The sequence below is a fragment of the Alteromonas naphthalenivorans genome (genome assembly GCF_000213655.1).
In the GTDB taxonomy this organism is placed as follows: Bacteria; Pseudomonadota; Gammaproteobacteria; order Enterobacterales; family Alteromonadaceae; genus Alteromonas; species Alteromonas naphthalenivorans.
The window spans coordinates 2,688,396-2,710,480 of record NC_015554.1; the positions used below are offsets into that span (position 1 = coordinate 2,688,396).

Annotated in this window: 21 protein-coding genes and 4 tRNA genes; 10 read left to right on the forward strand and 15 right to left on the reverse strand. The window is 43.1% G+C overall.

Annotated features, from left to right (window positions below):
* The first annotated feature begins 97 nt into the window (after positions 1 to 97).
* Positions 98 to 769, forward strand: a complete 672-nt coding sequence (locus AMBT_RS11770) for a TetR/AcrR family transcriptional regulator (RefSeq protein WP_013784849.1) — start codon at positions 98 to 100, stop codon at positions 767 to 769.
* Positions 770 to 866: 97 nt separating this feature from the next.
* Here the strand turns inward: AMBT_RS11770 and AMBT_RS11775 are convergent, their stop codons facing one another.
* The gene (locus AMBT_RS11775) at positions 867 to 1,925 is read right to left on the reverse strand and encodes an MFS transporter (protein ID WP_013784850.1); all 1,059 of its coding nucleotides are present in this window, start codon (positions 1,923 to 1,925) and stop codon (positions 867 to 869) included.
* Here AMBT_RS11775 and AMBT_RS11780 point away from each other — a divergent pair.
* On the forward strand, positions 1,924 to 4,320 hold the full coding sequence (locus AMBT_RS11780) for a hybrid sensor histidine kinase/response regulator (RefSeq protein WP_013784851.1): 2,397 nt from the start codon (positions 1,924 to 1,926) through the stop codon (positions 4,318 to 4,320). The genes AMBT_RS11775 and AMBT_RS11780 overlap by 2 nt on opposite strands.
* Positions 4,321 to 4,388: 68 nt before the next feature.
* Here the strand turns inward: AMBT_RS11780 and AMBT_RS11785 are convergent, their stop codons facing one another.
* Entirely contained in the window at positions 4,389 to 5,165 is a 777-nt protein-coding gene (locus tag AMBT_RS11785) for a CmcJ/NvfI family oxidoreductase (RefSeq protein WP_013784852.1), read from the reverse strand.
* Positions 5,166 to 5,505: 340 nt separating this feature from the next.
* Between AMBT_RS11785 and AMBT_RS11790 the strand changes: the two genes are divergently transcribed.
* The 5 genes from AMBT_RS11790 to AMBT_RS11810 all read left to right on the forward strand — a co-directional run bounded on the left by AMBT_RS11790 (position 5,506) and on the right by AMBT_RS11810 (position 10,637).
* Positions 5,506 to 7,218: a DUF6152 family protein gene (locus AMBT_RS11790; RefSeq protein WP_013784853.1), complete on the forward strand. Its 1,713-nt coding sequence runs from the start codon at positions 5,506 to 5,508 to the stop codon at positions 7,216 to 7,218.
* An 11-nt stretch (positions 7,219 to 7,229) separates the two neighbouring features.
* Entirely contained in the window at positions 7,230 to 7,748 is a 519-nt protein-coding gene (locus AMBT_RS11795) for a DUF6644 family protein (protein WP_013784854.1), read from the forward strand.
* A gap of 120 nt (positions 7,749 to 7,868) precedes the next feature.
* Positions 7,869 to 8,585, forward strand: a complete 717-nt coding sequence (locus AMBT_RS11800) for a HupE/UreJ family protein (RefSeq protein ID WP_013784855.1) — start codon at positions 7,869 to 7,871, stop codon at positions 8,583 to 8,585.
* A gap of 116 nt (positions 8,586 to 8,701) precedes the next feature.
* Positions 8,702 to 9,394 carry a hypothetical protein gene (locus AMBT_RS11805; RefSeq protein WP_013784856.1) on the forward strand — a complete coding sequence of 231 codons (693 nt, stop codon included), beginning with the start codon at positions 8,702 to 8,704 and terminating at the stop codon, positions 9,392 to 9,394.
* A 127-nt stretch (positions 9,395 to 9,521) separates the two neighbouring features.
* Complete coding sequence (locus AMBT_RS11810) at positions 9,522 to 10,637, forward strand: cell division protein FtsZ (protein ID WP_013784857.1); 1,116 nt, start codon at positions 9,522 to 9,524, stop codon at positions 10,635 to 10,637.
* Positions 10,638 to 10,690: 53 nt separating this feature from the next.
* Here the strand turns inward: AMBT_RS11810 and AMBT_RS11815 are convergent, their stop codons facing one another.
* Positions 10,691 to 11,698 (reverse strand): helix-turn-helix transcriptional regulator, encoded by a 1,008-nt coding sequence (locus AMBT_RS11815; protein ID WP_013784858.1) that lies wholly within the window; start codon positions 11,696 to 11,698, stop codon positions 10,691 to 10,693.
* Positions 11,699 to 11,872: 174 nt separating this feature from the next.
* Here AMBT_RS11815 and AMBT_RS11820 point away from each other — a divergent pair, with 174 nt between their 5' ends.
* Both AMBT_RS11820 and map read left to right on the forward strand, forming a co-directional pair.
* The gene (locus AMBT_RS11820) at positions 11,873 to 12,079 is read left to right on the forward strand and encodes a ParD-like family protein (protein WP_013784859.1); all 207 of its coding nucleotides are present in this window, start codon (positions 11,873 to 11,875) and stop codon (positions 12,077 to 12,079) included.
* 31 nt (positions 12,080 to 12,110) lie between these two features.
* Complete coding sequence (gene map, locus AMBT_RS11825) at positions 12,111 to 12,842, forward strand: type I methionyl aminopeptidase (RefSeq protein ID WP_049791826.1); 732 nt, start codon at positions 12,111 to 12,113, stop codon at positions 12,840 to 12,842.
* Between the two features lie 4 nt (positions 12,843 to 12,846).
* Here map and AMBT_RS11830 read toward each other — a convergent pair whose 3' ends face one another.
* The gene (locus AMBT_RS11830) at positions 12,847 to 13,203 is read right to left on the reverse strand and encodes a HopJ type III effector protein (protein ID WP_013784861.1); all 357 of its coding nucleotides are present in this window, start codon (positions 13,201 to 13,203) and stop codon (positions 12,847 to 12,849) included.
* 112 nt (positions 13,204 to 13,315) lie between these two features.
* Complete coding sequence (locus AMBT_RS11835; protein ID WP_013784862.1) at positions 13,316 to 13,612, reverse strand: diguanylate cyclase; 297 nt, start codon at positions 13,610 to 13,612, stop codon at positions 13,316 to 13,318.
* A 184-nt stretch (positions 13,613 to 13,796) separates the two neighbouring features.
* On the opposite strand from AMBT_RS11835, the gene AMBT_RS11840 reads away from it, so the two are divergent.
* Positions 13,797 to 15,500, forward strand: a complete 1,704-nt coding sequence (locus AMBT_RS11840) for a protein adenylyltransferase SelO family protein (protein ID WP_013784863.1) — start codon at positions 13,797 to 13,799, stop codon at positions 15,498 to 15,500.
* A 78-nt stretch (positions 15,501 to 15,578) separates the two neighbouring features.
* Here AMBT_RS11840 and AMBT_RS11845 read toward each other — a convergent pair whose 3' ends face one another.
* The 10 genes from AMBT_RS11845 to tolA form a co-directional block, all read right to left on the reverse strand.
* On the reverse strand, positions 15,579 to 15,959 hold the full coding sequence (locus AMBT_RS11845; protein ID WP_013784864.1) for a glutathione S-transferase N-terminal domain-containing protein: 381 nt from the start codon (positions 15,957 to 15,959) through the stop codon (positions 15,579 to 15,581).
* 253 nt (positions 15,960 to 16,212) lie between these two features.
* Positions 16,213 to 16,302, reverse strand: a tRNA-Ser gene (locus tag AMBT_RS11850).
* Positions 16,303 to 16,462: 160 nt separating this feature from the next.
* A complete protein-coding gene (gene nadA, locus AMBT_RS11855) occupies positions 16,463 to 17,518 on the reverse strand; it encodes a quinolinate synthase NadA (protein ID WP_013784865.1) in 1,056 nt (351 codons plus the stop codon).
* A 350-nt stretch (positions 17,519 to 17,868) separates the two neighbouring features.
* A tRNA-Lys gene (locus AMBT_RS11860) sits at positions 17,869 to 17,944 on the reverse strand.
* Positions 17,945 to 18,039: 95 nt separating this feature from the next.
* Positions 18,040 to 18,115 (reverse strand) — tRNA-Lys (locus tag AMBT_RS11865).
* Positions 18,116 to 18,139: 24 nt separating this feature from the next.
* Positions 18,140 to 18,215: transfer RNA gene (locus AMBT_RS11870), tRNA-Lys, on the reverse strand.
* Positions 18,216 to 18,550: 335 nt separating this feature from the next.
* Positions 18,551 to 19,339: a tol-pal system protein YbgF gene (ybgF, locus tag AMBT_RS11875; protein ID WP_013784866.1), complete on the reverse strand. Its 789-nt coding sequence runs from the start codon at positions 19,337 to 19,339 to the stop codon at positions 18,551 to 18,553.
* Positions 19,339 to 19,905 (reverse strand): peptidoglycan-associated lipoprotein Pal, encoded by a 567-nt coding sequence (pal, locus tag AMBT_RS11880; RefSeq protein ID WP_013784868.1) that lies wholly within the window; start codon positions 19,903 to 19,905, stop codon positions 19,339 to 19,341. The genes ybgF and pal overlap by 1 nt, the downstream gene beginning before the upstream one ends.
* Positions 19,906 to 19,945: 40 nt before the next feature.
* A complete protein-coding gene (gene tolB, locus AMBT_RS11885; RefSeq protein WP_013784869.1) occupies positions 19,946 to 21,301 on the reverse strand; it encodes a Tol-Pal system beta propeller repeat protein TolB in 1,356 nt (451 codons plus the stop codon).
* Positions 21,302 to 21,305: 4 nt separating this feature from the next.
* Positions 21,306 to 22,085 (reverse strand): cell envelope integrity protein TolA, encoded by a 780-nt coding sequence (gene tolA, locus AMBT_RS11890; RefSeq protein WP_013784870.1) that lies wholly within the window; start codon positions 22,083 to 22,085, stop codon positions 21,306 to 21,308.

The following is a 22,085-nucleotide window of genomic DNA, read 5'->3' on the forward strand; positions in this document are numbered from 1 at the left end:
GTGGTCAACAAAAATAAAAATGATAAACTGTGTCTTAATGCTGAGCTATCAGTAACAACGTATATATAAAGCAAGTCACCTAGGCAGAAAAATAACGATGACACAAAAAGGGTTAGCACGAGGCAGCAGCACTAGAGCTGCCAACGTCAATAAACGCAAACATATTATTCTAGAGCGCGCTGGAGATATTATTGCCACCCAAGGCGTAGATGCGCTTACCATGAGTAAGTTAGCCCTTGCTGCCGACGTGACCGTGCCCACCATTCATAATTTGTTTGGTAAAAAAGCGGATATTTTTGAAAGACTCGTTATTGAAATGATTGAGCGAGTAGAAAAGGCGCTTGCAGACCTCGTATTATCTGATCCTATCACCGCAAGCGAAGCTTTTATCGACAAACTTATCTCGCTTTTTAGGGCAAATGAGGGGTTGTATAAAGCGGCCTTTGTAGCTGGGGAAAACACGAAAATATTTGATCAAAAACTACCCGGAGGTATTTTTCAGACATCCTTAGACATCTGCTCACAAGTGTGCCAAAAAGGCCGTGAAGATGGCTATTTGTTAGGTAATATCAACACCGAAATTCTGGCTATACAGGTGTTTGGCTGCCAACGCTTGGCCCGACAAGATTGGGTTAATAGCTATATTGATTTAGACAGATACAGAGCACAAGTGCTATGCGGTATGTACATCACCTTCATGGCCGATGCCCGGCAAGATTACAAAGAAATGCTTCAGCGACGCGTAGAGCATTTAAGTCAAACTTATTAGCTTGAGCCTAGCAGTCACTTAACAAAATGTAAGAAAAGACCGGGCTATCCATTACCCAGTCTATCTTGACGTTCTAGCGTTAAATAAACGTCATCATTTAGCTAGCTGCAGACGCCTCTTTACTTTTTAAATGCGCAATTTCATGTTTAACCGTAAATCCGATTAGCACAATGGCACAAATACACCCACCTGTGAGAAGTATGAACCCGCCATTCCAACCGAAGTAATCGACGGTAAAACCTAAAGCAATATTGGCGATAACGGCACCACCAAGATACCCAAACAGTCCTGTTAACCCGGCTGCCGTGCCAGCGGCTTTCTTTGGCACCAATTCTAGCGCGTATAAACCTATCAACATAACAGGTCCATAGATTAAAAAGCCGATAGCCATTAGCGCAGCCATATCTATGGAAGGGTTTCCAGCAGGGTTAAACCAATATACAAGAACGGCGACTAATACGAGCACCATGTACAAAATAGCAGCTGGTGAACGACGGCTTTTAAACCATTTGTCGCTAATGTAACCGCATAACAGCGTACCTGGAATGCCCGCCCACTCATACAACAAGTACGCCCAAGAACTATGCTCGAAGGAGAAGTCTTTTACCTCTGACAAGTACGTCGGCGCCCAATCTAAAACGCCATATCGAATGAGATACACAAACGCATTGGCAATAGCGATAAACCACAGGAGTTTGTTGTTCAATACGTAGGTAACAAATATTTCTTTAGCACTGAGTTCTTGCTCATGCTTTTCTTCATAATCGATGGGATAGTCATTACGATGTTCCTCAATAGGCGGCAAACCACAACTTTGCGGTGTATCTCGTAAGGTTAAAAATACAAAACCGGCGATTAATGCAGCGAAAGCTGCGGGTACATAAAAAGCGCTATGCCAATCATTAAACCACGCCATTCCCAAGATAAATAAAGGGCCAATGAGTCCGCCGCCAACGTTATGAGCAATATTCCAAACCGAAACAACTTGTCCTCGTTCATTCCCCGAGTACCAATGTACGATAGTACGGCCACAGGCGGGCCACCCCATACCTTGCACCCAGCCGTTAATAAAAAGCAGCAGAAAAATAGTGGCGTATGCGAATGTATTGACTGAACTTGAGTCGTTGAATTCACGGGTTAAAACTGAAAGCCCCATGCCCATTGGCGAAGTGATATCGACGCTGGAAACACGATTACTCACCCCTGACTTCACCTCGTTTGAAAAAACTAAAATAGCCGTTAGCTACATTCAACTTAAGCTCAAATTACATCACACCGCCCCTGATGATGTGATGACTATTCTAGAATCTTTAGTCACTGAAACGGAAGATGGTTTAATCATTAAATTGGGGCTGGCGAGAATGGTAGGCATCAATGCTAATTATGACCGGTCATATCAGTTGTTCGGTGAAGTCATACAATCTCCTGCTGCCAGTTCTTCTGTTAAGGCTATAGCAATTGCGTATCTCATCCTTTCCTACAATGAAGGGCAAGTTTTCGCATCAAGCGCTAACTTATTAAATACCCTTAACGAACTGGTTCATGAAAATAACCTCACTTATGCCACGGCCCTGTATCACTATATGGCTGCTGATTATTATCACTCGGTAAAGTCTTTTGATATTGCCTTTGAGTATTATGAGAAGTCGTTAGCTGGGTCGAAAGCCCTCAATGAATGGCCGCTTGTTAGTGACAACCTGTACGCCATTGGCATTTTATTTAGAAATATGGGCAACTTCGATAAAGCGATTACCTACTTTAAGCAAACCATTGAATCTGACAGAAAGATAGACATTAATTACGCAGAATACATCGCCTTATATGGAATGGCGTCTACTTATTTTCGAACTGACGACATTGAAGAAGCGTTGAAGCTTGCTGAAACAGTCACTTCTCACCCACTTACCACCTCTTTTTACGATAGCGAAATTTATAGATTAAAAGCGAAGGCATTGATGGAACGGGGACGTTTGAGCGAGGCGAGAGTCGCGCTTGATAAATCTCGCAGCACCTATGACGACTACCGCGTGGGTGAAAAGACAACATGGCGGGCAGAACTTGAAAAGCTCGCTTCACAAATTAGTGCGCAAGAAGGTAACTTTGAAACGGCGTACAAGGAATACGAGGTTTACCATAACGAATACCTTGAAGCTAAGAAGTATGAAGATTTAGAGCTATTAGAGAGCGCAAATTTAGTTTACGAAATAGAGCAGCAAAAAGAAAAAACCACACTATTAGAAAAAGAAAACCGCGCTATTTCTGAACTGCTTGACGCTAGGGAAGCTGCTCAGCAAACGCAAAAGCTCTTCACCCGCTGGCTCGTGATTTTTATTGCATTAACCCTTGTCACCTTGGTTATTATTTTAATTTTGCTTAAAAAAGCACGCAAGACCAATGCACTTTATATATCAGCGAAGGAAAAAGCCGAACTTCACAGCAGGCTTAAAACAGAGTTCATTTCTAACATAAGCCACGAAATTAGAACCCCTTTGAACGCTATCATTGGTTTTGGGCAAGTACTGACTGACAAACTAGAAGATAAACAAACTAAAAAGCTCACCAGCCAAATTGTCAATTCATCTGAAATGCTTCTGCAACTTATTAATGACTTACTGGACTTCTCTAAAATTGAAGCGGGTAAGCTAGCGCTAGATTACGGACCGTATAACTTACGTCAAAGCATAAGAAAGCTACTTGATATATTCCACGCGCAAGCAAGCAACAAGGGATTAACGATTAAGCTAAATATCGATAAAGAGCTTCCTAAAGAGATGATTTTTGACGAACTTAGGCTTAAACAAGTACTTGCTAACTTGATTAGCAACGCCATTAAATTTTCAAGTGCTGGGGATATAGAAATAGGTATTAAGGTTAAACAGAAAGACAACACCCACTGCTTGTTCGACGTATGGGTTCAGGACAACGGCATCGGTATTAGTGAGTCTCAACAAGAAAACTTGTTTCAACCCTTCATTCAAGCTGAAAGCTCAACGGCACGAAAGTATGGAGGCTCAGGCCTAGGCTTAAATATTTGCAATAAATTATTAGAGCAAATGAGCTCTAAACTTCACGTTGTTAGCGCCATTGGACAAGGTTCACGCTTTTACTTTACTTTGGAATTTTGTCATTCAATAGGTGAAGAATACATTCAGAACCAAGAAGCCGAACAACTCATTACCCAGTTCCAAAAAACACGCGTGCTATTGGCCGAAGACAATGACATAAACGTTGAAGTTATAATGGCAATGCTAAACGCCACAAATCTACAAATAATTCGTGCTGCTAACGGAAACGACGCTATTTACACGTTATCTCAACAATCATTTGATATTATTTTGATGGATATTCAAATGCCAGAAATGGATGGGTACGAAGCCACTCGGGTAATACGCCATCAAATGAACGGCACCTTACCTATTATTGCGTTAACAGCAAATGCTATGCAGCAAGATATAGACGCCTGTCTACATGCAGGCATGAACGACCATGTTAGCAAGCCAATAAGAAAAGAAAAGCTGCTTAAAGTGTTAGATAAATACCTCAACCCTTAAAAAGGTATTCACCTCTATTTATATACCACCCACAATTTCTGAAGTGCGCTCTGTACCATGTTAAAAGACTAATACCGAACAAGGGTTCTCGTTTCAATACTCTTTCGTGGTTTCGTCACAGCAGTATCGCCTTCCATATCGAGTGCGCTATGCGCCAAATGTGGCCTTCCACGGTTATCGTAAATATTAAATATAATCGCTTCTTCGGGCGTCATATCAGATTGATAGAACCATTCGTGGGTTTCATTTTCCGCTACCCCTAATATTTGACCTTTGCGATCGGGGTATTCCAATTCGATGTTCATCCAATCATCTTCTTGCATCGAGCGTGGGCAGATAAACCCTAAAGGGGATGAAGGTATCGTGTATTCCACTGGGCGCCATACATTAACAAACCCAAAATGCCCTTGCTGAAACTCTTGCGCTTTTTGGGCACCTAAAATATCCAACAAACGCTTTTCTACTCCAGCTTCACTATAGTCATTGTGAACGTTGCGGGCAGGTCTTCGTGTTGCATTTGGGTCGTCGATTCGTACTGTGTGGTCGAATACAATGACTTCTTTTGCTTTTATCTGTTGCTGCAGAATGGCAGTAAGCTCACTTTCATAGTCACTCGCCCACGCTTCAGACTCATCGAACCCATGTACCTTTGTTGGTGCGTTTATAAAAGTGATCCCATCTTTATTGAAATTCACTGAATAGTTTTTTTTTCGTATATCAGTAACCGGCACTTTGACTGAAATTAATTTAGGTGAAATCAAATTCCCAACAACGCCATTAACATCGAAATGAAATGCCTGAACTTCGTTACTTTTCACATGATAGTTTACTGTGGCTATAGCCATATAAAGCACTCCTTAAAAAATGGTATAGGTTTCCCCGATGCGAGGGAATATAGTTTTTTAAGGACAAGAGATAAATGGGATACAGGTATAAACAGAATTTTGAAAATGAAGATAATAGTCAATCACAATGGCTGATAAACCATTTGTGATGACAGCAACCGCTTTAAGGCCGAGCTTTTGAAAGTATTTAACCAGTCTTTACATTTCGTCAATGGCGAGCGTTGCGAGTTTACTTTATGATCTTTACATTACTAGCATCACTGCTTTTTTCATTGATACTCAGTAGGCGAGGAACGGCTCGCATTATTTACTTTTTTTAAGTGGGAAGGAATCAACACCAATGTGGAATCTACGATGCCTATGTGTACTTGTAGCGCTTATTTTACCGAATGTGGCCTTCGCCCATCATGGAAGTAGCGGTCAATTTGAAACGAATAAAACGATTGAGTTGTCTGGCGAGATTACTCGAGTACGGTTAGTAAACCCGCATGCCTATGTGTATTTCGATGTTACGAACGAAGATGGCAGCGTAACAAATATGCGTTGTGAGCTACAGTCAGGCTCGTTACTCAAACGTAGAGGATGGAACACAGAGCAATTCAAAGCAGGCAGTGCTATTACCATTTTAGGCTCTCCCGATAGAAACGACCCCACTACATGTTATATGCAGCAAATTACTTTCGAAAATGGCGTAACCGCTAACCGAAATAGTGTGTTTGATGACAACGGGAGCCTTGTTAACGGCGCAAGTACCGCATCAGCTGTTGACAGTGACGTTACCGTTGAACGCGAAACTATTCGCGCTGATGGAAGACCAAATCTAGCAGGAAATTGGGCAATGGTGCGCAAAGAAGGTAGCAGACCTGGCGGTGGCGGCGCTTTTGCACAGTTAACTGATGCAGGTGCTTTGGCGGTAGAAGGGGCTACTCAAGATGAAAACCCTAGATACCAATGTGAACCGACTAATATCATCATGGATTGGTGGTTCGATCTTATGGTTAATAAAATTGAACAGTCTAGCACTCAGATAAACCTGACTTACGGATTTATGAGTCTGACACGTACCATTTATTTAGATGGTACTAAGATGCCCGAAGACTATGAGCCCAATCGTGCAGGATTTTCAACCGGTGTATGGGAAGGAAATACCTTAGTCGTTACCACCACTGGGTTTAATGAGGGTTGGATAATGGCGCCTATGGGGGGAAGCCCTCAAGGCAACAATCGTCCTCCACGCCCTGAAGGCGCACCTGATGGTAAAAAAGGTCCTCCAGCAGGCCCAAGAGGCAATGGCGGGCCACCGTCACCGGCCAAAAATAGCACTGCGTTGGTTGTTGTTGAGCGCTTTTCATTAAACGAAGACGGCACGGTGTTAAAACGTGAATATACCCTGACCGATCCGCTTTACCTTAAAGCGCCAATGACGGGGTCTGATGAAGTAACTCTCACAAAAGACAGCTATCAACCTTATGACTGTGACGACCTCACTGCCGAACGAGGCTCAGGTAATCTTGATATTAGCGCCACAACACTCGACAACAAAAATACAGGAAATGACAATTTAAAAAACAGCAGTGCAAACAGTCAATCTGTTATGAGCTCGCTGTACAAACTTGAAGACTCAAAAGTAGGTCAAACCATATCAACTACCGAATGGGGCTACCCTATCGTGCTGTCGTTACATGCAATAGGGATGGCTACTATGGTGGGCATAGCATTAATGCTAACCCTTCGGGTGCTTGGCTTCGCTTCAGTTATTCCGGTTACTGCAATGGCAAGTTATTGGAATATTGCCTTAATTGGGTTTGGCATTAATTTCGTTTCCGGTGTGGCGCTATTTTGTGGAAATGCATCAGAGCTTTATTTTAATTGGGCATTTCGGATTAAAATTCTTTTGGTTGTTGCAGGCCTTGTGCTGACATGGCGGTTAGTCATTATTTGTATTAAACAAACTGACAGCGTGTCGGCTAAGCATAAAAAACTTGCTGCCATTGCCATGGTCAGTTGGGTGGCCGCAATTATTGCTGGCCGATTAATTGGCTACATGTCTTAAGGAGGTTACCTATGAATTCGTTACTTTCGTGGGTTATCGATACCCTTAATGCTAGCCCTATCAACAGCTTTGTGATGGACAATGCCGTCGTATTTCCAACATTAGAAATGGCACATTTTCTAGGGCTGAGTCTGCTTTTTGGCTCGCTGCTTGTGGTTGATTTAAGAATGGTAGGCTTTGCTAAGGCTGTGCCCATCAAGCAGGTTGACGTATTCTTACGTTGGGCGTTAATTGGTTTCGCCATCAATGTGATTTCAGGCTTGCTCTTTGTTGTGGGCGATGCCGATAGGTACCTTGTGAATATTGCGTTTTGGGTCAAAATGGGATGCATAATACTGGCGGGGCTCAACACACTGTATTTTGTAATACGAGTCAAACCGCAAATGGCCACTATGCCGATATCTGCGCGTGCGTTGAATACCCCGGCGCAACTAGATAAAAATGCGCAGGTGGTAGCTTGGATATCACTATTCTTGTGGACTAGCGTTATTATTTTAGGGCGCTTTATTCCTTATGTGGAAACCCCTTAATTGACTAGACCTGGGTGTGCACGAGCTCCAATACCACCGGCTCGTGTGCTGCAAGCTTTCACTTTGAACCACTCGGACCCGCAGATTCGCGGGTTTGAGGCTATAGCTTAGAGTGTTTAAATGAATAACGCTGTGGTCAAAAACACATTAACTCGCTTTCTATTAGCCTTTTTACCCGCTTTTCCTTTAGCCGGCATATTAGTTTTTCTGTTAGCAACGCCGTCGGCATTAGCCCATGGTGTAGCACAACAAGATCAAGGCTTTCTCTCCAATGCCTCCGGTGTTCACATCTGGCCTTTTATGTATTTGGGTGCCAAACACATGGTAACCGGATACGACCACCTGCTTTATCTTGTGGGTGTCATTTTCTTCTTATCCAAATTTCGCGACATCGCTATATTTGTGAGCCTTTTTGCGTTGGGCCACTCCATAACACTACTACTTGGAGTGTTGTCAGGTCTTCATGTTAACCCCTATCTTATTGACGCTATTATTGGCATATCTATTTGTTATAAGGCACTGGAAAACTTAAGTAAGTTTCGCTTTTTAAACCCTAAAATGGCCGTGTTTGGCTTTGGGTTAGCTCATGGATTCGGGCTTTCGAGTAAACTGCAAGATTTGGCTTTGGCTACGAATGGGCTCATTCCTAACATGTTGGCGTTTAATTTAGGTGTCGAAATCGGCCAATTGTTAGCACTTGTCATGCTATTGAGCAGTTTATCTTGGCTGCACAGGCAGCCCCACTACCCTGCTATTTCAAACGCTGTAAATATGGGGCTATTTGGTGCTGGGCTTATGTTGTTCGGCTTGCACATTACCGGCTATTTATTGGGCTAAAACAACGCAAATACAGCATGAAAACCCAAGGTATAGCTATCTAAAAGACTTGAAGCTAAAACTATTAGAAATAGCGAAAACACCGCGATAAAAGACGCGGTGAAGGAAAATAAATAATGACATTGTTAAATAAAATAATACTCACCACCCTTGCCGCTGGCGCTATTTTAGTGGTGGCTATTTTGCCTGCAGAATATGGCATCGATCCTACAGGTTTAGGTAGCACACTTGGCCTTGTCGAGATGGGTAAAGCCGAGATGGGTAAAGCCGAGCAATCGGTAAGTGAACATACACAACAGGAAAGCGCTGCTCGATTCAATACACAAGATTTAACGCTGTCATTTAATATAGGTGATTACGATCCCACCGCCGAGCGCATAAACGAGTCGGTACAAGGGCTTATTCATCTTGAAGATACGCCGTTTAAATCAGAAACTTTTGATATCGATATTGAAGACTACGGCGAAATAGAACATAAATTCATTATGCCTGCTGACAGTACATTCGTGTATAGCTGGAAAGTGCTAAACCACAAGGGTGAAGGTGTGTATTACGATTTTCATGGCCATCCCTCAAGCCAAGACGCGATGCAGTACCCTGACGGATTTGAAATGGCGTATTCCCGGGGTGAAGGTATCAAGCAAAGTGGCGCTTTCACAACGCCTTTTGCAGGTTATCATGGCTTTTACTTTATGAATATTGAAGAGGGCCCCATTACTGTAAGGGTAACAATAAGCGGCTATTGGAAAGAACACAAAGAGATGTTTCGTGCGATAGATGGCAAAGTGATAACTAAAGTGCCTTTTTGAGATTTAGGTTCTTTTTTTACTAAAATAACTGTGCTCTTTTACTGAGGTAAACGCTGGGTGCGTCAGTTTTTACCGCATTAATACATCATCCTAAGTACTCTTCTTTGGTCAAGTTTCGGTGGTGGTTATGTGGGAAAAAGACGCAACAAAAATAAATATTCACGTTATTGGTGTAGGTGGGTGTGGAGGTAACGCAATTAGCAATATGTCTTCCGCTTCAGCGCACAGCACCATTAGGTTTAGCTCGATTAATACCGATATTTCTGCGCTAAACCAGTGTCAAAACCTTTCACATAAACAATCTCAAGAACATTCAACAAAGCATGAAGTTGTGTTGATTGGCGAGCACACCACAAAAGGTTTCGGCGCAGGCGCCAACCCTGAAGTGGCTAAACATGCCGCCGAACATAGTATTGAGTTATTAAAAGCCCTGATCGCCGACGACACCCTCATTATAGTGATAGCAGGGCTTGGAGGAGGAACCGGCAGCGGTGCCACTTCAGTGTTGTTAGATTTAGCATCAGAAATGGGAATAGATGCCCTTTGCTTTGTTACCCTGCCCTTTAAATCTGAAGGGGATAAACGCAAAGAAATAGCCTATCACGCCCTTGAAGAAATTAAGCGCAAAGCCAACGCGACCCTGGTGCTTTCAAACGATGCACTTATCACCGCGCTTGATGCAACCGTGGGCATTATTAGCGCCTTCCGGCATTGTGACACGCAAATGCAGCGAATTGTTGAATCCATCATTACTATGCTAACCAGCACGGGTTACATCAATGTTGATATCAACGATTTCAGCCATATTCTATCACTTGAAGGTGATACCGCCTTAGGCGTTGGCGTGGCGCACAGTGATGAAACACTTTGTGATGCACTAACGCATGCTTTGAAGAACCCTTTAGTACAAACCAACCATATTAAAGGCACGCAAGGTGTAATAGTTCAGCTATCTTGTCAACAAGAGCCCAGCCTTGCAATGTACGAAAGTATGCTGGCTGAGCTACAAACCTTGATAGACAGCTCTCGAGCATTGATTATTAGTGGCGTAACTATCTCGGAAGAACTTCCCCACTTTGCTGAGGTGTTGGTTATTGCGACAGGCATTCCACCTGATGCGCAAAGCGAACCTTCTTCTGAAAAGATAGTAGAGATGAAGCGACCAAGACTATCTCAACCCTATAATGGTAAAAGCGAGTATCTAGATACCCCGACTTTCGTGAGGCTAAAAGGAAAAGGCTAGAGAATAACGCTTCGCCAGCCCGAATAATCAACGCTAAAACGCGCGTTGTTATATTAATTGCAGTAAGTCTGGTAGAGGCTTTCCGACAAGCCTGTAAAGTAACGTCTAAGCGATAAGGGCTCAAGAACTTCAATATTACTTCCTAGCCCTCTTAAAAATGCGCGAAGCTTACTGTCGTCGGTAACCGTTGCCGTCAATAGTGACTTTCCGGCAATCGTTGAGCTGCAGATGTTTTGATCTTCAGCCAGCTTATAGCCGTGTAATAGGAAGAAAGAATTGTCGTTGATAAGCAGTTTCAATTCCGCTTTTTCTTGCGTTGACACCAACTCAGCTCGGAGGCTTTTGTGATAGTCATTGCTTTGCTGGCAATCACTCTTTGTCACCTCAACATTTCGAATAAAATTTATCGGTAAGGAATATCGTCTGGTATGCAAAGATCCAAAAGTACATATAAATATTAGACGACCATTTTGCTGTATTAACCCCATTGGGTTCACTTTATCATAATGCTTCCATACTGCTTTTTTTGCGCGCTTGAAAAGCCTTTTTATATCTGCATTCACCTGTTTTTTGTAATACAAAGCGTTTTTTAAACGCTCTAACGTAACCGGGTCGATATCAGGTGGCACCAAAGGTTGTGACACTTGCACATTACTCACCGACTTTGACCAATGCTGCAAAAGCGAGTCGTTATCATGAGCTAGTATTTGCTCGGCCTTATTGAAGTAAGGCTGTAGTTCTTTCAATGTAGTATTCGGAAGGGTTTCACTAGATTGCTCGAGTACATTGAACGCAAGGGCGGTATTGCCATCCATCAAGCTTAAGTTTAATTTCTTGAAACAGGCATTAATATTCCAGCCAAAGGGTTTTGAGCGTTTATCCACTTCAAGGCCAAACAAGCCTATTTGCTCAAGGCTTTTTAAATCTCGCTGCACAGTACGCATATCAATATTGGCGTGACCACTGTTTTGCAAGTTATCTAAAATCTGCCGACTCGACACTTTACGAGGTGCGCGGGGTATAAATTGTAGAATGTCTAACTTTCGCTGGAATGCGTTCACAAGTATCGACCTGTTATTGGAATTGCCTATTAGCATAAATAACACATGCGACAAAAAGTGTCGCATGTGTTTTGTTAACGTCTGCTGCTATTAAGTTCACGAATCAAGCATTAGACAAGATACATGTTTTAGTACATTATGTAGCAAAACATATATTTCTAAATTGGGTTTATTATGGGAATTGTTAAGATATCTGATGCATTGCATGAAGAGGTGCGTAAAACCAGCGCAGTGATGGAACGTTCTATTAATTCGCAAGCAGAATTTTGGATGAAAGTCGGCCGGCTAGCAGAGCAAAATCCCAAATTATCTTATGAACAAATCATTGATTTAGAGATGCGCTCTCAAAACGTATCTTCAGTAAGGTTGGTTAGTGAATAGCCTTATAAAATCAGCCAGTGAAATTGCACTAATGCGTGAATCAGGCAAATTACTGGCAAAGGTTTTCAACGAGCTAGATAGCTTTATGGCTCCTGGCATTACCACCCTTGAAATTGATAGCTTTGTAGAACGGTTTATTGTTGATTGCCTTAAAGCAAGACCCGCAAGTAAAGGGCAATATGGGTATCAATTTGTACTCAATAGTTCTGTGAATGACGTGGTTTGCCATGGTGTTCCTTCTGCAGCTAAAAAGCTTAAGAATGGTGATATCGTCAACATAGACATCACCCTAGAAAAAAATGGCTATATTGCAGATAGCAGCAAAATGTACGCAATTGGTACAGTTTCACCTATTGCGAAAAAGTTAATTGATGTGACTTATGAAGCGATGTACAAAGGCATAGAGACCGTTAAACACGGCTCGACAATTGGTGACATTGGTGCCGCTATTCAAGAGCATGCGCAGAAACATGGGTACAGTGTTGTTCGCGATTATTGTGGCCATGGCATTGGCAAAGAAATGCATGAAGAGCCAGAAATAGTCCACGTGGGTAGCGCGGGAACTGGGCTTAAATTGGAAGCAGGCATGACCTTCACAATAGAGCCCATGATTAACCAAGGCACGTATAAAACAAAGCTTAAAAAAGACGGTTGGACCGTGGTTACACGAGATAAGAAACTATCTGCTCAGTGGGAACACACGGTATTGGTAACGGCGACAGGCGCAGAAATACTAACATTAAGAGATTCTGAGCCTAGATAAGAATCTAGCTTTTAACGGATAGAGGAAAAGCCTCAAAACTCACGCCTTCATGCCCTGTCTGCATAAAATTGCGAATATTTGCGTGGTCATCACCATCAGGATTTTTTAAAACGTCATCACGATAGAAGCCACCAAACAGTGCTAATGTCTGTGCTTGGTTAAGTTGAAGATGCTGGCCTAACGCGAGTAATTTGCAAGAACCATTGTTTTGGTTAGCTTCATTAGTTACTTCACCATTGGTAAAGGCCGTTGGCGTGAATGTGAATGCATTATCGATAAGGGCTGTTACATCTCCAAACTCAACGCTTTCAGGAGATTTAATTAAGTGCTTTTTTAAAGCATCGACATTGTTGTAATTCATATAAAATTTCCGTTACGGGTCTTAAAAAACGGAAGTGTAAAATCGTATGTGTAGGGTTGCAAGCAGGTTTACATGCTTCTGGGTCTTATTGAACGAATAGGTTGTGCAACAGTTAATCACCAAGTACCACTTGATTACGGCCCATCTGTTTGGCTTTTAGCAAGGCTTTATCGGCTCTGTCGATGATAGATTCTGCTTTGCTGTCGGTTGGTACTAGGTTAGCTACGCCTAAACTAACCGTAACGTTAGATACCTGTGATGAGTTTTCTAAGCCAATTTCTAGCTTGCTCACAGCTGCTCTAACCCGCTCAGCAATGGTCAGGGCTTGTTCACCTGAAGTGCCTGGCAAAATAGCAATAAACTCCTCGCCGCCAAAACGCCCTGGAGTATCATAATCCCGCAAGGTCACTTTAATGGTGTCGGCAATCGTTTTGAGAACCGTATCACCGACTAAGTGACCATAATTGTGACATGAATCGGCTATCTAAATTTACCGCTATGAGCTGCAACTTCAAATACTCACCACAGTGTAAAGTAACGAGATGGATATGTAGTACAATGCCCTCTAAATCAAACGTGTTAAAGAGGCGCCAATGTTAGACGATCAAGAGAATAAAACTGAACAGCCAATTCAAACTGTTAGCGACCTTGCAAAATACGTTGATTATTCATTTTTAAATAGTCTGGTTGTGGATCCGCACGCTAAAGAAGATGGTAATGAGCATAACCCAAGGCAGGTATTCTCTGGCCATTATGTACCGGTAACGCCCACCCCTATTGAAAACCCTATCTACGTTGCTCATAGCCAAGCGTTCTTTGAAGAATTAGGCTTTGATAACAGTCTTGCCCACACGCCTGAATTTATGCGTTTGTTTTCTGGTGGCATGACTTCCCTACCCGCCGAGTTACGACCCTATGGCTGGGCTACCGGCTATGCCTTGTCAATTTATGGCACCGAATATATTCAGCAATGCCCATTTTCAACGGGCAATGGATATGGAGATGGCCGAGCCCTTTCAGTACTGGAAATTGTTACTAATGGAAAGCGCTTTGAAATGCAGTTAAAGGGCGCAGGAAGAACACCATACTGCCGAGGCGCTGACGGCAGAGCAGTATTGCGCTCGAGTGTTCGAGAGTTTTTAGTACAAGAGCATATGCACGCATTGGGTGTTCCTACGTCGCGTTCTCTCAGTTTATTTATGTCTCAGTCTGAAACTGTCGACAGACCTTGGTATTTAGAGGGCTCAAACTCTCAAGACCCAGAAGAGATGGTGCCAAATCTTGTGGCCATCTCAACCCGCGTTGCCCCTTCATTTATTCGCGTGGGCCAGCTAGAACTTTTTGGAAGACGAGCAAGAAGCAACCAACACCCTACGGCTTTAAAAGAGCTTCAGCTTCTAGCAACGCATTTGATTGAACGTGAATATAAAAATGATATCGATACAGCCCAACCCTTTGAAGCTCAGATTGTTGCCCTAGCTACTGCGTTTCAAGACCGACTCACATCCCTTGTGGCGCATTGGATTCGAGTAGGTTATTGCCAAGGAAACTTCAATAGCGACAACTGCGCGGCTGGAGGATATACACTTGATTACGGACCCTTTGGGTTTTGTGAGTTATTCGACCCAGCTTACCAACCATGGACTGGTGGAGGTCGTCACTTCTCGTTTTTAAACCAGCCTGTAGCGGCAGAAAAAAACTTTGATATGTTCTGTCGCGCTGTGGAGCCCTTGCTCATCAATGCACCAACTGAACTAGAAGCATTACGTGATGTGAACAGCAACTTTGCCACGGTCATGCAAGAAAAGATGGACAACATGTGGGCCGCAAAACTCGGGCTTAACGCTTACGATAATGAGCTGCTGCTTCAACTATTACACTTAATGATGCGCACTGGTGTGGACTATAACCACTTTTTTAGAGAGCTATCTAACCTTCCTAAAGATGTTGAAGCACTAAAAACAAGTTTTTATGCTGAGCTTAAAGAAAGCATGAGTTTTGAATGGAATGAGTGGCTAAAAAGTTGGCGAACTCAACTTGAAAAGTCGGGTGATATTAATGATATTTCAAAAAAGATGAAGCTTACTAACCCTAAGTTTACATGGCGTGAATGGTTAGTTGTACCGGCGTATAAAGACGCACAAGTTGGCAATTTTGATCGTATTCACGCACTGCAAGACGTGCTGACTAAACCCTACGAAGAACAATCAGAGCAAACACAAAGCGGTTATTACCGTTTGCGCCCGCGAGAATATTTTAATGCTGGAGGTATTTCACACTACAGCTGTTCTTCGTAGAGGGTTAGCCCTTTTAGCAGGGCTAGCCGTTACAGTGAAGCTAGGAACTTTAACAATAACTTCAACTATAATAATCAGTTACTTTGCTTCAACAAAGCGTGTTTCTAAATAGCCGATAATCGCTTTAGAGTCGTATAGCCACTCAACGCCATCGTTATTTTCAATTCGAAGACATGGCGTTTGAATTTTTCCGCCGCCTTGTAACAGCTCTTCTCTGTAAGGCGAACCTTCTGATACATTTCGCTTTTGAATAGGCAGATTATATTTGTACATTGCGCGGCGAGTTTTAATGCAAAAAGGGCAACCAAAGAACTGGTATAAAGCCAAATTTTGGCTTTCCTCTGCCACTTGCACTTGTTGTTCTGGCGAACGTTTTAGTTTAGTGCCCCGGGTTATTACATCGACAAATGCAATGATAGCCCCAAGTAAGTTGCGAATAAGGGTTATAAAGAATTTCATTTTACGGCTCTACTAACGAATGATGAAATAAAAAACGCGATTGTACTACTTGGTGCCGCGCTTTGATAATTAAGATCATGAAATTTATTCATGTAGTGGTTGTGTCATCTGCTCATTGAAGAGGCTTTAAATTTTGGTACTTCAATAAGCTGAGTTTTAAAATTTTTATGCATGCATGGTTTATGCTTTTACACATTTTGCATTAAACACAAAAAAGCCCCGTTCTTCGCAAAGAAACGGGGCTTTTTCTATTTGGCGGAGAGAGAGGGATTCGAACCCTCGTTAGGTTTAACCCTAAACACACTTTCCAGGCGTGCGCCTTCAGCCACTCAGCCACCTCTCCAAATTTTTGTGCTATTTGCGGTGAACGCAAATAACGAAATACTGCCAAAGCATTTGCCTAGAGCGCGCGTATAGTAGGTAAAGCGAGTGTCTTAATCAAGACGTTGCGCGAAAAAACACGCTAACTGCTGAATAATTACTCGTCTTTACCTTAATAAGCGTTATAGGCCGCCTTTTGCTTTTAGTTCTTCTGAGAAAGTGAGCATACGATCGAGTGGGATTAAAGCGCCCTCACGCAGGCTGTCGTCAACGAAGATCTCATGGCCTTCATATGTAGCGCCTAATGAGGCTTTTATCGCCTCAAGGCCGTTCATGGCCATCCACGGGCAATGAGCGCAGCTCTTACACGTTGCGCCGTTTCCACCAGTCGGTGCTTCAATAAATGTTTTATTGGGCGTGAGTTGCTGCATTTTATAAAAAATGCCTTTATCGGTGGCCACAATGAAGGTGTCGTTGTCCATGGTTTGCGACGCTTTAATCAGTTGGCTAGTGGAGCCTACTGCGTCAGCCATGTCTACCACACTGGCAGGTGATTCAGGGTGAACCAATACTGCCGCGTTAGGATACAGTGCTTTCATGTCAGCCAGCTTCTGCGCTGAGAACTCATCATGAACAATACATTCGCCCTGCCACATCAACATTTCCGCGCCAGTTTGTTTGGCAATGTACGAGCCTAAGTGACGGTCAGGCCCCCAGATGATTTTTTTACCTTGGCTATCTAAGTGCTCAACTATCTCTAATGCAATACTTGAGGTCACTACCCAATCTGCTCGGGCTTTTACGGCAGCCGAAGTATTAGCATAAACCACGACCGTGTGATCGGGGTGTGCATCACAAAACGCACTGAATTCTTCGATGGGACAACCAATATCCAGCGAACAGGTAGCTTCCAGAGTTGGCATTAACACCGTTTTTTCTGGACTGAGTATTTTTGCTGTTTCCCCCATGAAGCGAACGCCCGCTACAATTAACGTTTGTTCTGCTGCATCACGACCAAAGCGTGCCATTTCTAACGAATCAGCAACACAACCACCAGTTTCTTCAGCTAATGCCTGAATTTCAGGATCGGTATAGTAATGCGCAACCAGCACAGCATTTCGCTGTTTAAGCAAAGATTTAATCTCAGCTTTAAGCGATGCTCTACGGGCATCTGATAATGGCTGCGGTTTAGCGGGAAAAGGATACTCTACCTGTTCCACTCGAAAGGCTACTGACATTGACCTACATCTCGGTTGTGACAAGGGCGTGGATTATACCCAACTGTCATAAAAAATACATACTACTTAGTTAAGGATGATTGACCGATTTTCAACCACATCATTCTAAAAAAGTGAATTACACATGGAATAAGTGCTAGTTGAGGATTAACACGAGCCGGTAACCCCATTTTTGCAGAATTGTTAGCAGCAGATAGCCTAACAGCGCTACGTTTCTTTTACTTGAATATTGTGTTCTGGAGCAACTTTGGCGCAGCACACTAATAGGTAGAAGGGAATTTTTGAATATATCGCTTTGGGAGTGATATTTTTTATGTAGTAAGCTTGGTAGAAAGCACTTTATGAAATGATGGTGGGTCGTGCTGGATTCGAACCAGCGACCAATTGATTAAAAGTCAACTGCTCTACCAGCTGAGCTAACGACCCATCAAATAACACATTTACTACTCACACATTTACAAATGAAACAATGAGCATACAAGCTGTTGGTATTAGCTTGATTGTACTTCGCTTTCAAATGATGGTGGGTCGTGCTGGATTCGAACCAGCGACCAATTGATTAAAAGTCAACTGCTCTACCAGCTGAGCTAACGACCCGTCATTTGGAGCCAGGAGAAGAATTGGTGGGTCGTGCTGGATTCGAACCAGCGACCAATTGATTAAAAGTCAACTGCTCTACCAGCTGAGCTAACGACCCAATCTTTCCTGATGTTGCCTGTGTCTTGGCAACGGCGGCATATAATACTCAGATTTTTATCTGACGCAACCCAAAAGGCGTTTTTATTTTGATTTTTGTAGTAAAAAGCTTTCAACCGCTCAAAATCAACACAAATCGCGCATAATTCCTACCACAAAACCATTATAAAACTTTTTTAGACCGACAAAATGTTACCGAATTAAGTCTAAAAAAATGCGTAGTTTTTGGAATTTCTTTAAAAATATACTTATAAATATTGTGTCTGGTTCAGTACAACAGAGGTATAAAATTTCAAAGGGGTGAAAAAAAACCTCTCGTTAAGAGAGGTTTTTTTATTATAGATTATTTAATCTAGATTCCGCTAACCGCTTTGCAGAAGAATTAGGGTATTCGCTAATCACTTGCTGAAAGAAGTTTCGCGCTCCACTACTGTCGCCAGTGCGTTCGGCAATGACGCCTAACTTTAATAATGCATCCGGACGTTTCACTGAATCAGAAAAACGGTTCGATACAATATTAAACTGCTCAATAGCGTCATTCCATTGCTGTTTGTTAAACAACAGCTGTCCAAGCCAGTAGTGCGCATTTGGCGCATATTCGCTATTCGGAAATCGTTGTATGAATGACTGAAAAGCAGGAATGGCTTTATCGTATTCACGAGATTTCAGAATAAGATTAACAGCACTGTCGTATGCTTCGTCCTCACCCTCTTGTGGGGATGATGAGCTTGTAGAAGGGGTAACCCCTGCAGAATTGCTTTGCGAAGCGCCAGTACCACCTACGTTTGCCAAACCGCCTTGTTTAAGTGCCTCAACACGCTTATCTATCTCAAGGTACAATTCACGCTGACGTTCAAGCACCTTTTCCAGCTCGTTGGTGTTAACTTCAACAGACCCTCGCAATTGGTCAACTTCGCTTTGCATGTTGTCCAATTGGGTTTGTAAACGGTGCTGCATTTCAGTTCGGCTTTTAACAATACGTTCTAAAACCGCAATACGCTGTTCTAGGTTGCTGCCGCCATTGGCATCTACCACTGGCGCCTGCGCGAAAGCTGAACTTGAAATAGCAAAGGCGGCACACAAGGTGACGCCTGCTTTAATAGTATTAATTGCTGTAAAAGCCATTATCGGTAAACAACCACTCCGCGACGATTTTGCGCGAATGCATATTCAGTTGAACCCATTACCGCAGATTTTTCTTCACCGTATGAAACAACCGTAATTTGACTGCTGCTTACACCAGCGTTCATTAGGTAAGTTTCAACAGACTGGGCACGACGCTCACCTAGTGCAATGTTGTACTCAGGCGTACCACGACTATCAGTGTGACCTTCAATAGTCACTTTCGTGCTAGGGTTTTTCACCAAGAACGCCGCGTGTTTATCAAGTAAACGTTGGAATTCTGGCTTGATACTAGCGCGGTCAAAATCGAAGTAAACGGTTTGTTCGTTTTTCAGCGCTTCCATTTCTTGCTGAACCATTTCTTCTGAACGCTTCATACGCTGAGCAGCTTCTGCTTCTACGCGCTGTGCTTCAGCTTGACGAGCATCTTGCTCTGCTTGTGCTTGTTCTTGTGCAAGACGGTTACGTTCAGCGGCTAGCTCTTCTTCGCTAGGGCCAGACGAACAAGCCATCATGGTCACCACTGGCAAGACGATAATGAAGCTCTTCATTAATTTATTCATTTGCATCCTACTAATCCTTAAATGTTATTGTTTGATATTTCAATTGTTAGAACAAAAATGGTGACCAACTTGGCGATTTCACTTGCCCATCGGCTGCAGGTAATCTGGCTTTAAAGCGCCCATCAAGAGAAACAAGTGAAAGTACTTGTGTCCCTTCATGAAGGGTACTATAAATAATCATACTACCGTTAGGCGCTACACTAGGAGACTCATCCAAAAAGGTTCTTGTTAGTACCTGTGGAGAGCCACCGTCTAATGCCTGCTTAGCAATATGGTAGTTTCCATTGGTTTGATTAACCACTACCATTTGCTTACCGTCGGGCGTTAATGTAGCACCCAAGTTCTGTTCGCCTACAAAAGTAACGCGTCTTACCTTTCTAGAATTTAAATTTACGCTATATATCTGGGGTTTACCACCCCGTTCAGAGCTAAAAATTAAACCACTACCATCAGGTAGCCATGAAGGCTCTGTATCGATAGCACGGTTGCGCGTTACTCTAGTCAAATTTTTCGTAGCAAGATCCATAACATAGATCTCTGGGTTCCCATCTTTCGATAAAACCATTGCAAGTTGCTTGCCATCTGGTGAAAACGAGGGACTCCCATTAATACCAGGAAAATCGGTTACGGTTGTACGTTTGCTAGTATAGATGTCTTGTATGAAGATTTGAGGTCTACGGTTTTCAAAACTTACGTACGCTAGCTTTTCACCGTCTGGTGACCAAACCGGAGACATCAATGGTTCAGGTGACGACAACAAGCGTGTTTCGTTCTCGCCATCATAATCTGAAATTACTAGTTGGTATGGTTTTTCGTACGCATCTCTATCACGTACAATGACATAAGCAATACGGGTTAAGAATGCACCGCGAACACCTGTTAACTTTTCATACACGACATCACTAATGCGATGTGCGTATTGCCTAAAGTCTCTAGGGCTAATAATAGATTGGCGCGCTGCTATTACATGTTCGTTACTTACAACTAACTCACCATTTTTTAATACCTGAGACTGGCCACCGTCTAACTGCCCTTTTAGTACATCGACCAATTGGTAAGAAACTAAATATTTGTCCGTACCTTCAGGTTCAATACTACCGACCAAAACGGTATCAACACCAAGAGACGCCCACGCAGAGTAATTAACCTCATCAGCGGTTTCAGGCATTTGTGGCATTTTACTTGTCGCAACGGGGCTAAATTTACCACTGCGCATCAGGTCTGCCATGATGACTTCAGAAATATCGCTAGGCAATGTACCTGTACCTTTCCACTTAAACGGCACGACACCAATAGGTCGAGCGCTGTTTATGCCTTCAGTGATCACAATTTCTAATGTCGCGAACACCTTGGCACTAAATACCATCGCGATGGCGGCTATCCATAAACCTGTTTTCTTCATTGCACTACAGTTCCACTTTTAAGTTAATATCTTTTAGTTGCTCATAAACGTCGGGCGCATCTGAGACCGGCAGTTCTTCTGCGCGGCGTACGGCACTTTCTGCCGCTCTGCATAAGGCATCATGCCCGCCTAAGATACGTATGCTAGTCACATAACCTGTGGTAGCCAATTTGATATTCAATCTACATACCTTACCTTTGAAGCTGTCATCGTTGTACAAGTTCCGTTTTATCGTTTGCTGAATTAATGCGGTATAACGCTCTACCTCAGTCAAAACTTGTGCACCTCTTCGTTGTTGCTGAGCCGCTTGCTCTTGCGCAAGTTGCTCTTGCATAATTCTCTCCATCTCAGCATTTTCAGCGGCTTCTTTTTTCTTGCGCTCTGCATCGGCTTTCGCTTTTGCTTCACGTTCTTTGCGCTGTTGTTCCTTTTGCGCTGCCAACTGCTCTAGCTCTTTTTGACGTTTGAATTCTGCTTCTTCAGCTTGCTTCTTCTCTCTAGCCTGCTTAGCCTCTGCCGCTCGCTTACGCTTAGCTGCAGCAGCCTGCGCTTCCTTCTTCTTTCTTTGCGCTTCTGCCTCTCGTGCTTGCGCTTCTGCTTGTGCTTGTTCCCGTTTGGTATCGGCAATGGCTTGAGCATCAATAAAGGTAGCTTCAATAACCGGCGCATTAGTGGCCATTGTCGGCAAAGGAGAAGGTGAAAAGCTGACGCTAATTAGCAACACTGCAGCCACCACAAGGTGGAGTGCGATAGATTTATAAATGCCAACAGAACTTGCAGTCAT

Bases quoted from the DNA above. Each gene is read 5' to 3' on its own strand.
- AMBT_RS11770 (WP_013784849.1), top strand. From the start codon at position 98: ATGACACAAAAAGGGTTAGCACGAGGCAGCAGCACTAGAGCTGCCAAC.
- AMBT_RS11780 (WP_013784851.1), top strand. From the start codon at position 1,924: ATGCCCATTGGCGAAGTGATATCGACGCTGGAAACACGATTACTCACC.
- AMBT_RS11775 (WP_013784850.1), bottom strand. From the start codon at position 1,925: ATGGGGCTTTCAGTTTTAACCCGTGAATTCAACGACTCAAGTTCAGTC.
- AMBT_RS11785 (WP_013784852.1), bottom strand. From the start codon at position 5,165: ATGGCTATAGCCACAGTAAACTATCATGTGAAAAGTAACGAAGTTCAG.
- AMBT_RS11790 (WP_013784853.1), top strand. From the start codon at position 5,506: ATGTGGAATCTACGATGCCTATGTGTACTTGTAGCGCTTATTTTACCG.
- AMBT_RS11795 (WP_013784854.1), top strand. From the start codon at position 7,230: ATGAATTCGTTACTTTCGTGGGTTATCGATACCCTTAATGCTAGCCCT.
- AMBT_RS11800 (WP_013784855.1), top strand. From the start codon at position 7,869: ATGAATAACGCTGTGGTCAAAAACACATTAACTCGCTTTCTATTAGCC.
- AMBT_RS11805 (WP_013784856.1), top strand. From the start codon at position 8,702: ATGACATTGTTAAATAAAATAATACTCACCACCCTTGCCGCTGGCGCT.
- AMBT_RS11810 (WP_013784857.1), top strand. From the start codon at position 9,522: ATGTGGGAAAAAGACGCAACAAAAATAAATATTCACGTTATTGGTGTA.
- AMBT_RS11820 (WP_013784859.1), top strand. From the start codon at position 11,873: ATGGGAATTGTTAAGATATCTGATGCATTGCATGAAGAGGTGCGTAAA.
- map (WP_049791826.1), top strand. From the start codon at position 12,111: ATGCGTGAATCAGGCAAATTACTGGCAAAGGTTTTCAACGAGCTAGAT.
- AMBT_RS11830 (WP_013784861.1), bottom strand. From the start codon at position 13,203: ATGAATTACAACAATGTCGATGCTTTAAAAAAGCACTTAATTAAATCT.
- AMBT_RS11840 (WP_013784863.1), top strand. From the start codon at position 13,797: ATGTTAGACGATCAAGAGAATAAAACTGAACAGCCAATTCAAACTGTT.
- AMBT_RS11845 (WP_013784864.1), bottom strand. From the start codon at position 15,959: ATGAAATTCTTTATAACCCTTATTCGCAACTTACTTGGGGCTATCATT.
- nadA (WP_013784865.1), bottom strand. From the start codon at position 17,518: ATGTCAGTAGCCTTTCGAGTGGAACAGGTAGAGTATCCTTTTCCCGCT.
- ybgF (WP_013784866.1), bottom strand. From the start codon at position 19,339: ATGGCTTTTACAGCAATTAATACTATTAAAGCAGGCGTCACCTTGTGT.
- pal (WP_013784868.1), bottom strand. From the start codon at position 19,905: ATGCAAATGAATAAATTAATGAAGAGCTTCATTATCGTCTTGCCAGTG.
- tolB (WP_013784869.1), bottom strand. From the start codon at position 21,301: ATGAAGAAAACAGGTTTATGGATAGCCGCCATCGCGATGGTATTTAGT.
- tolA (WP_013784870.1), bottom strand. From the start codon at position 22,085: ATGACTGCAAGTTCTGTTGGCATTTATAAATCTATCGCACTCCACCTT.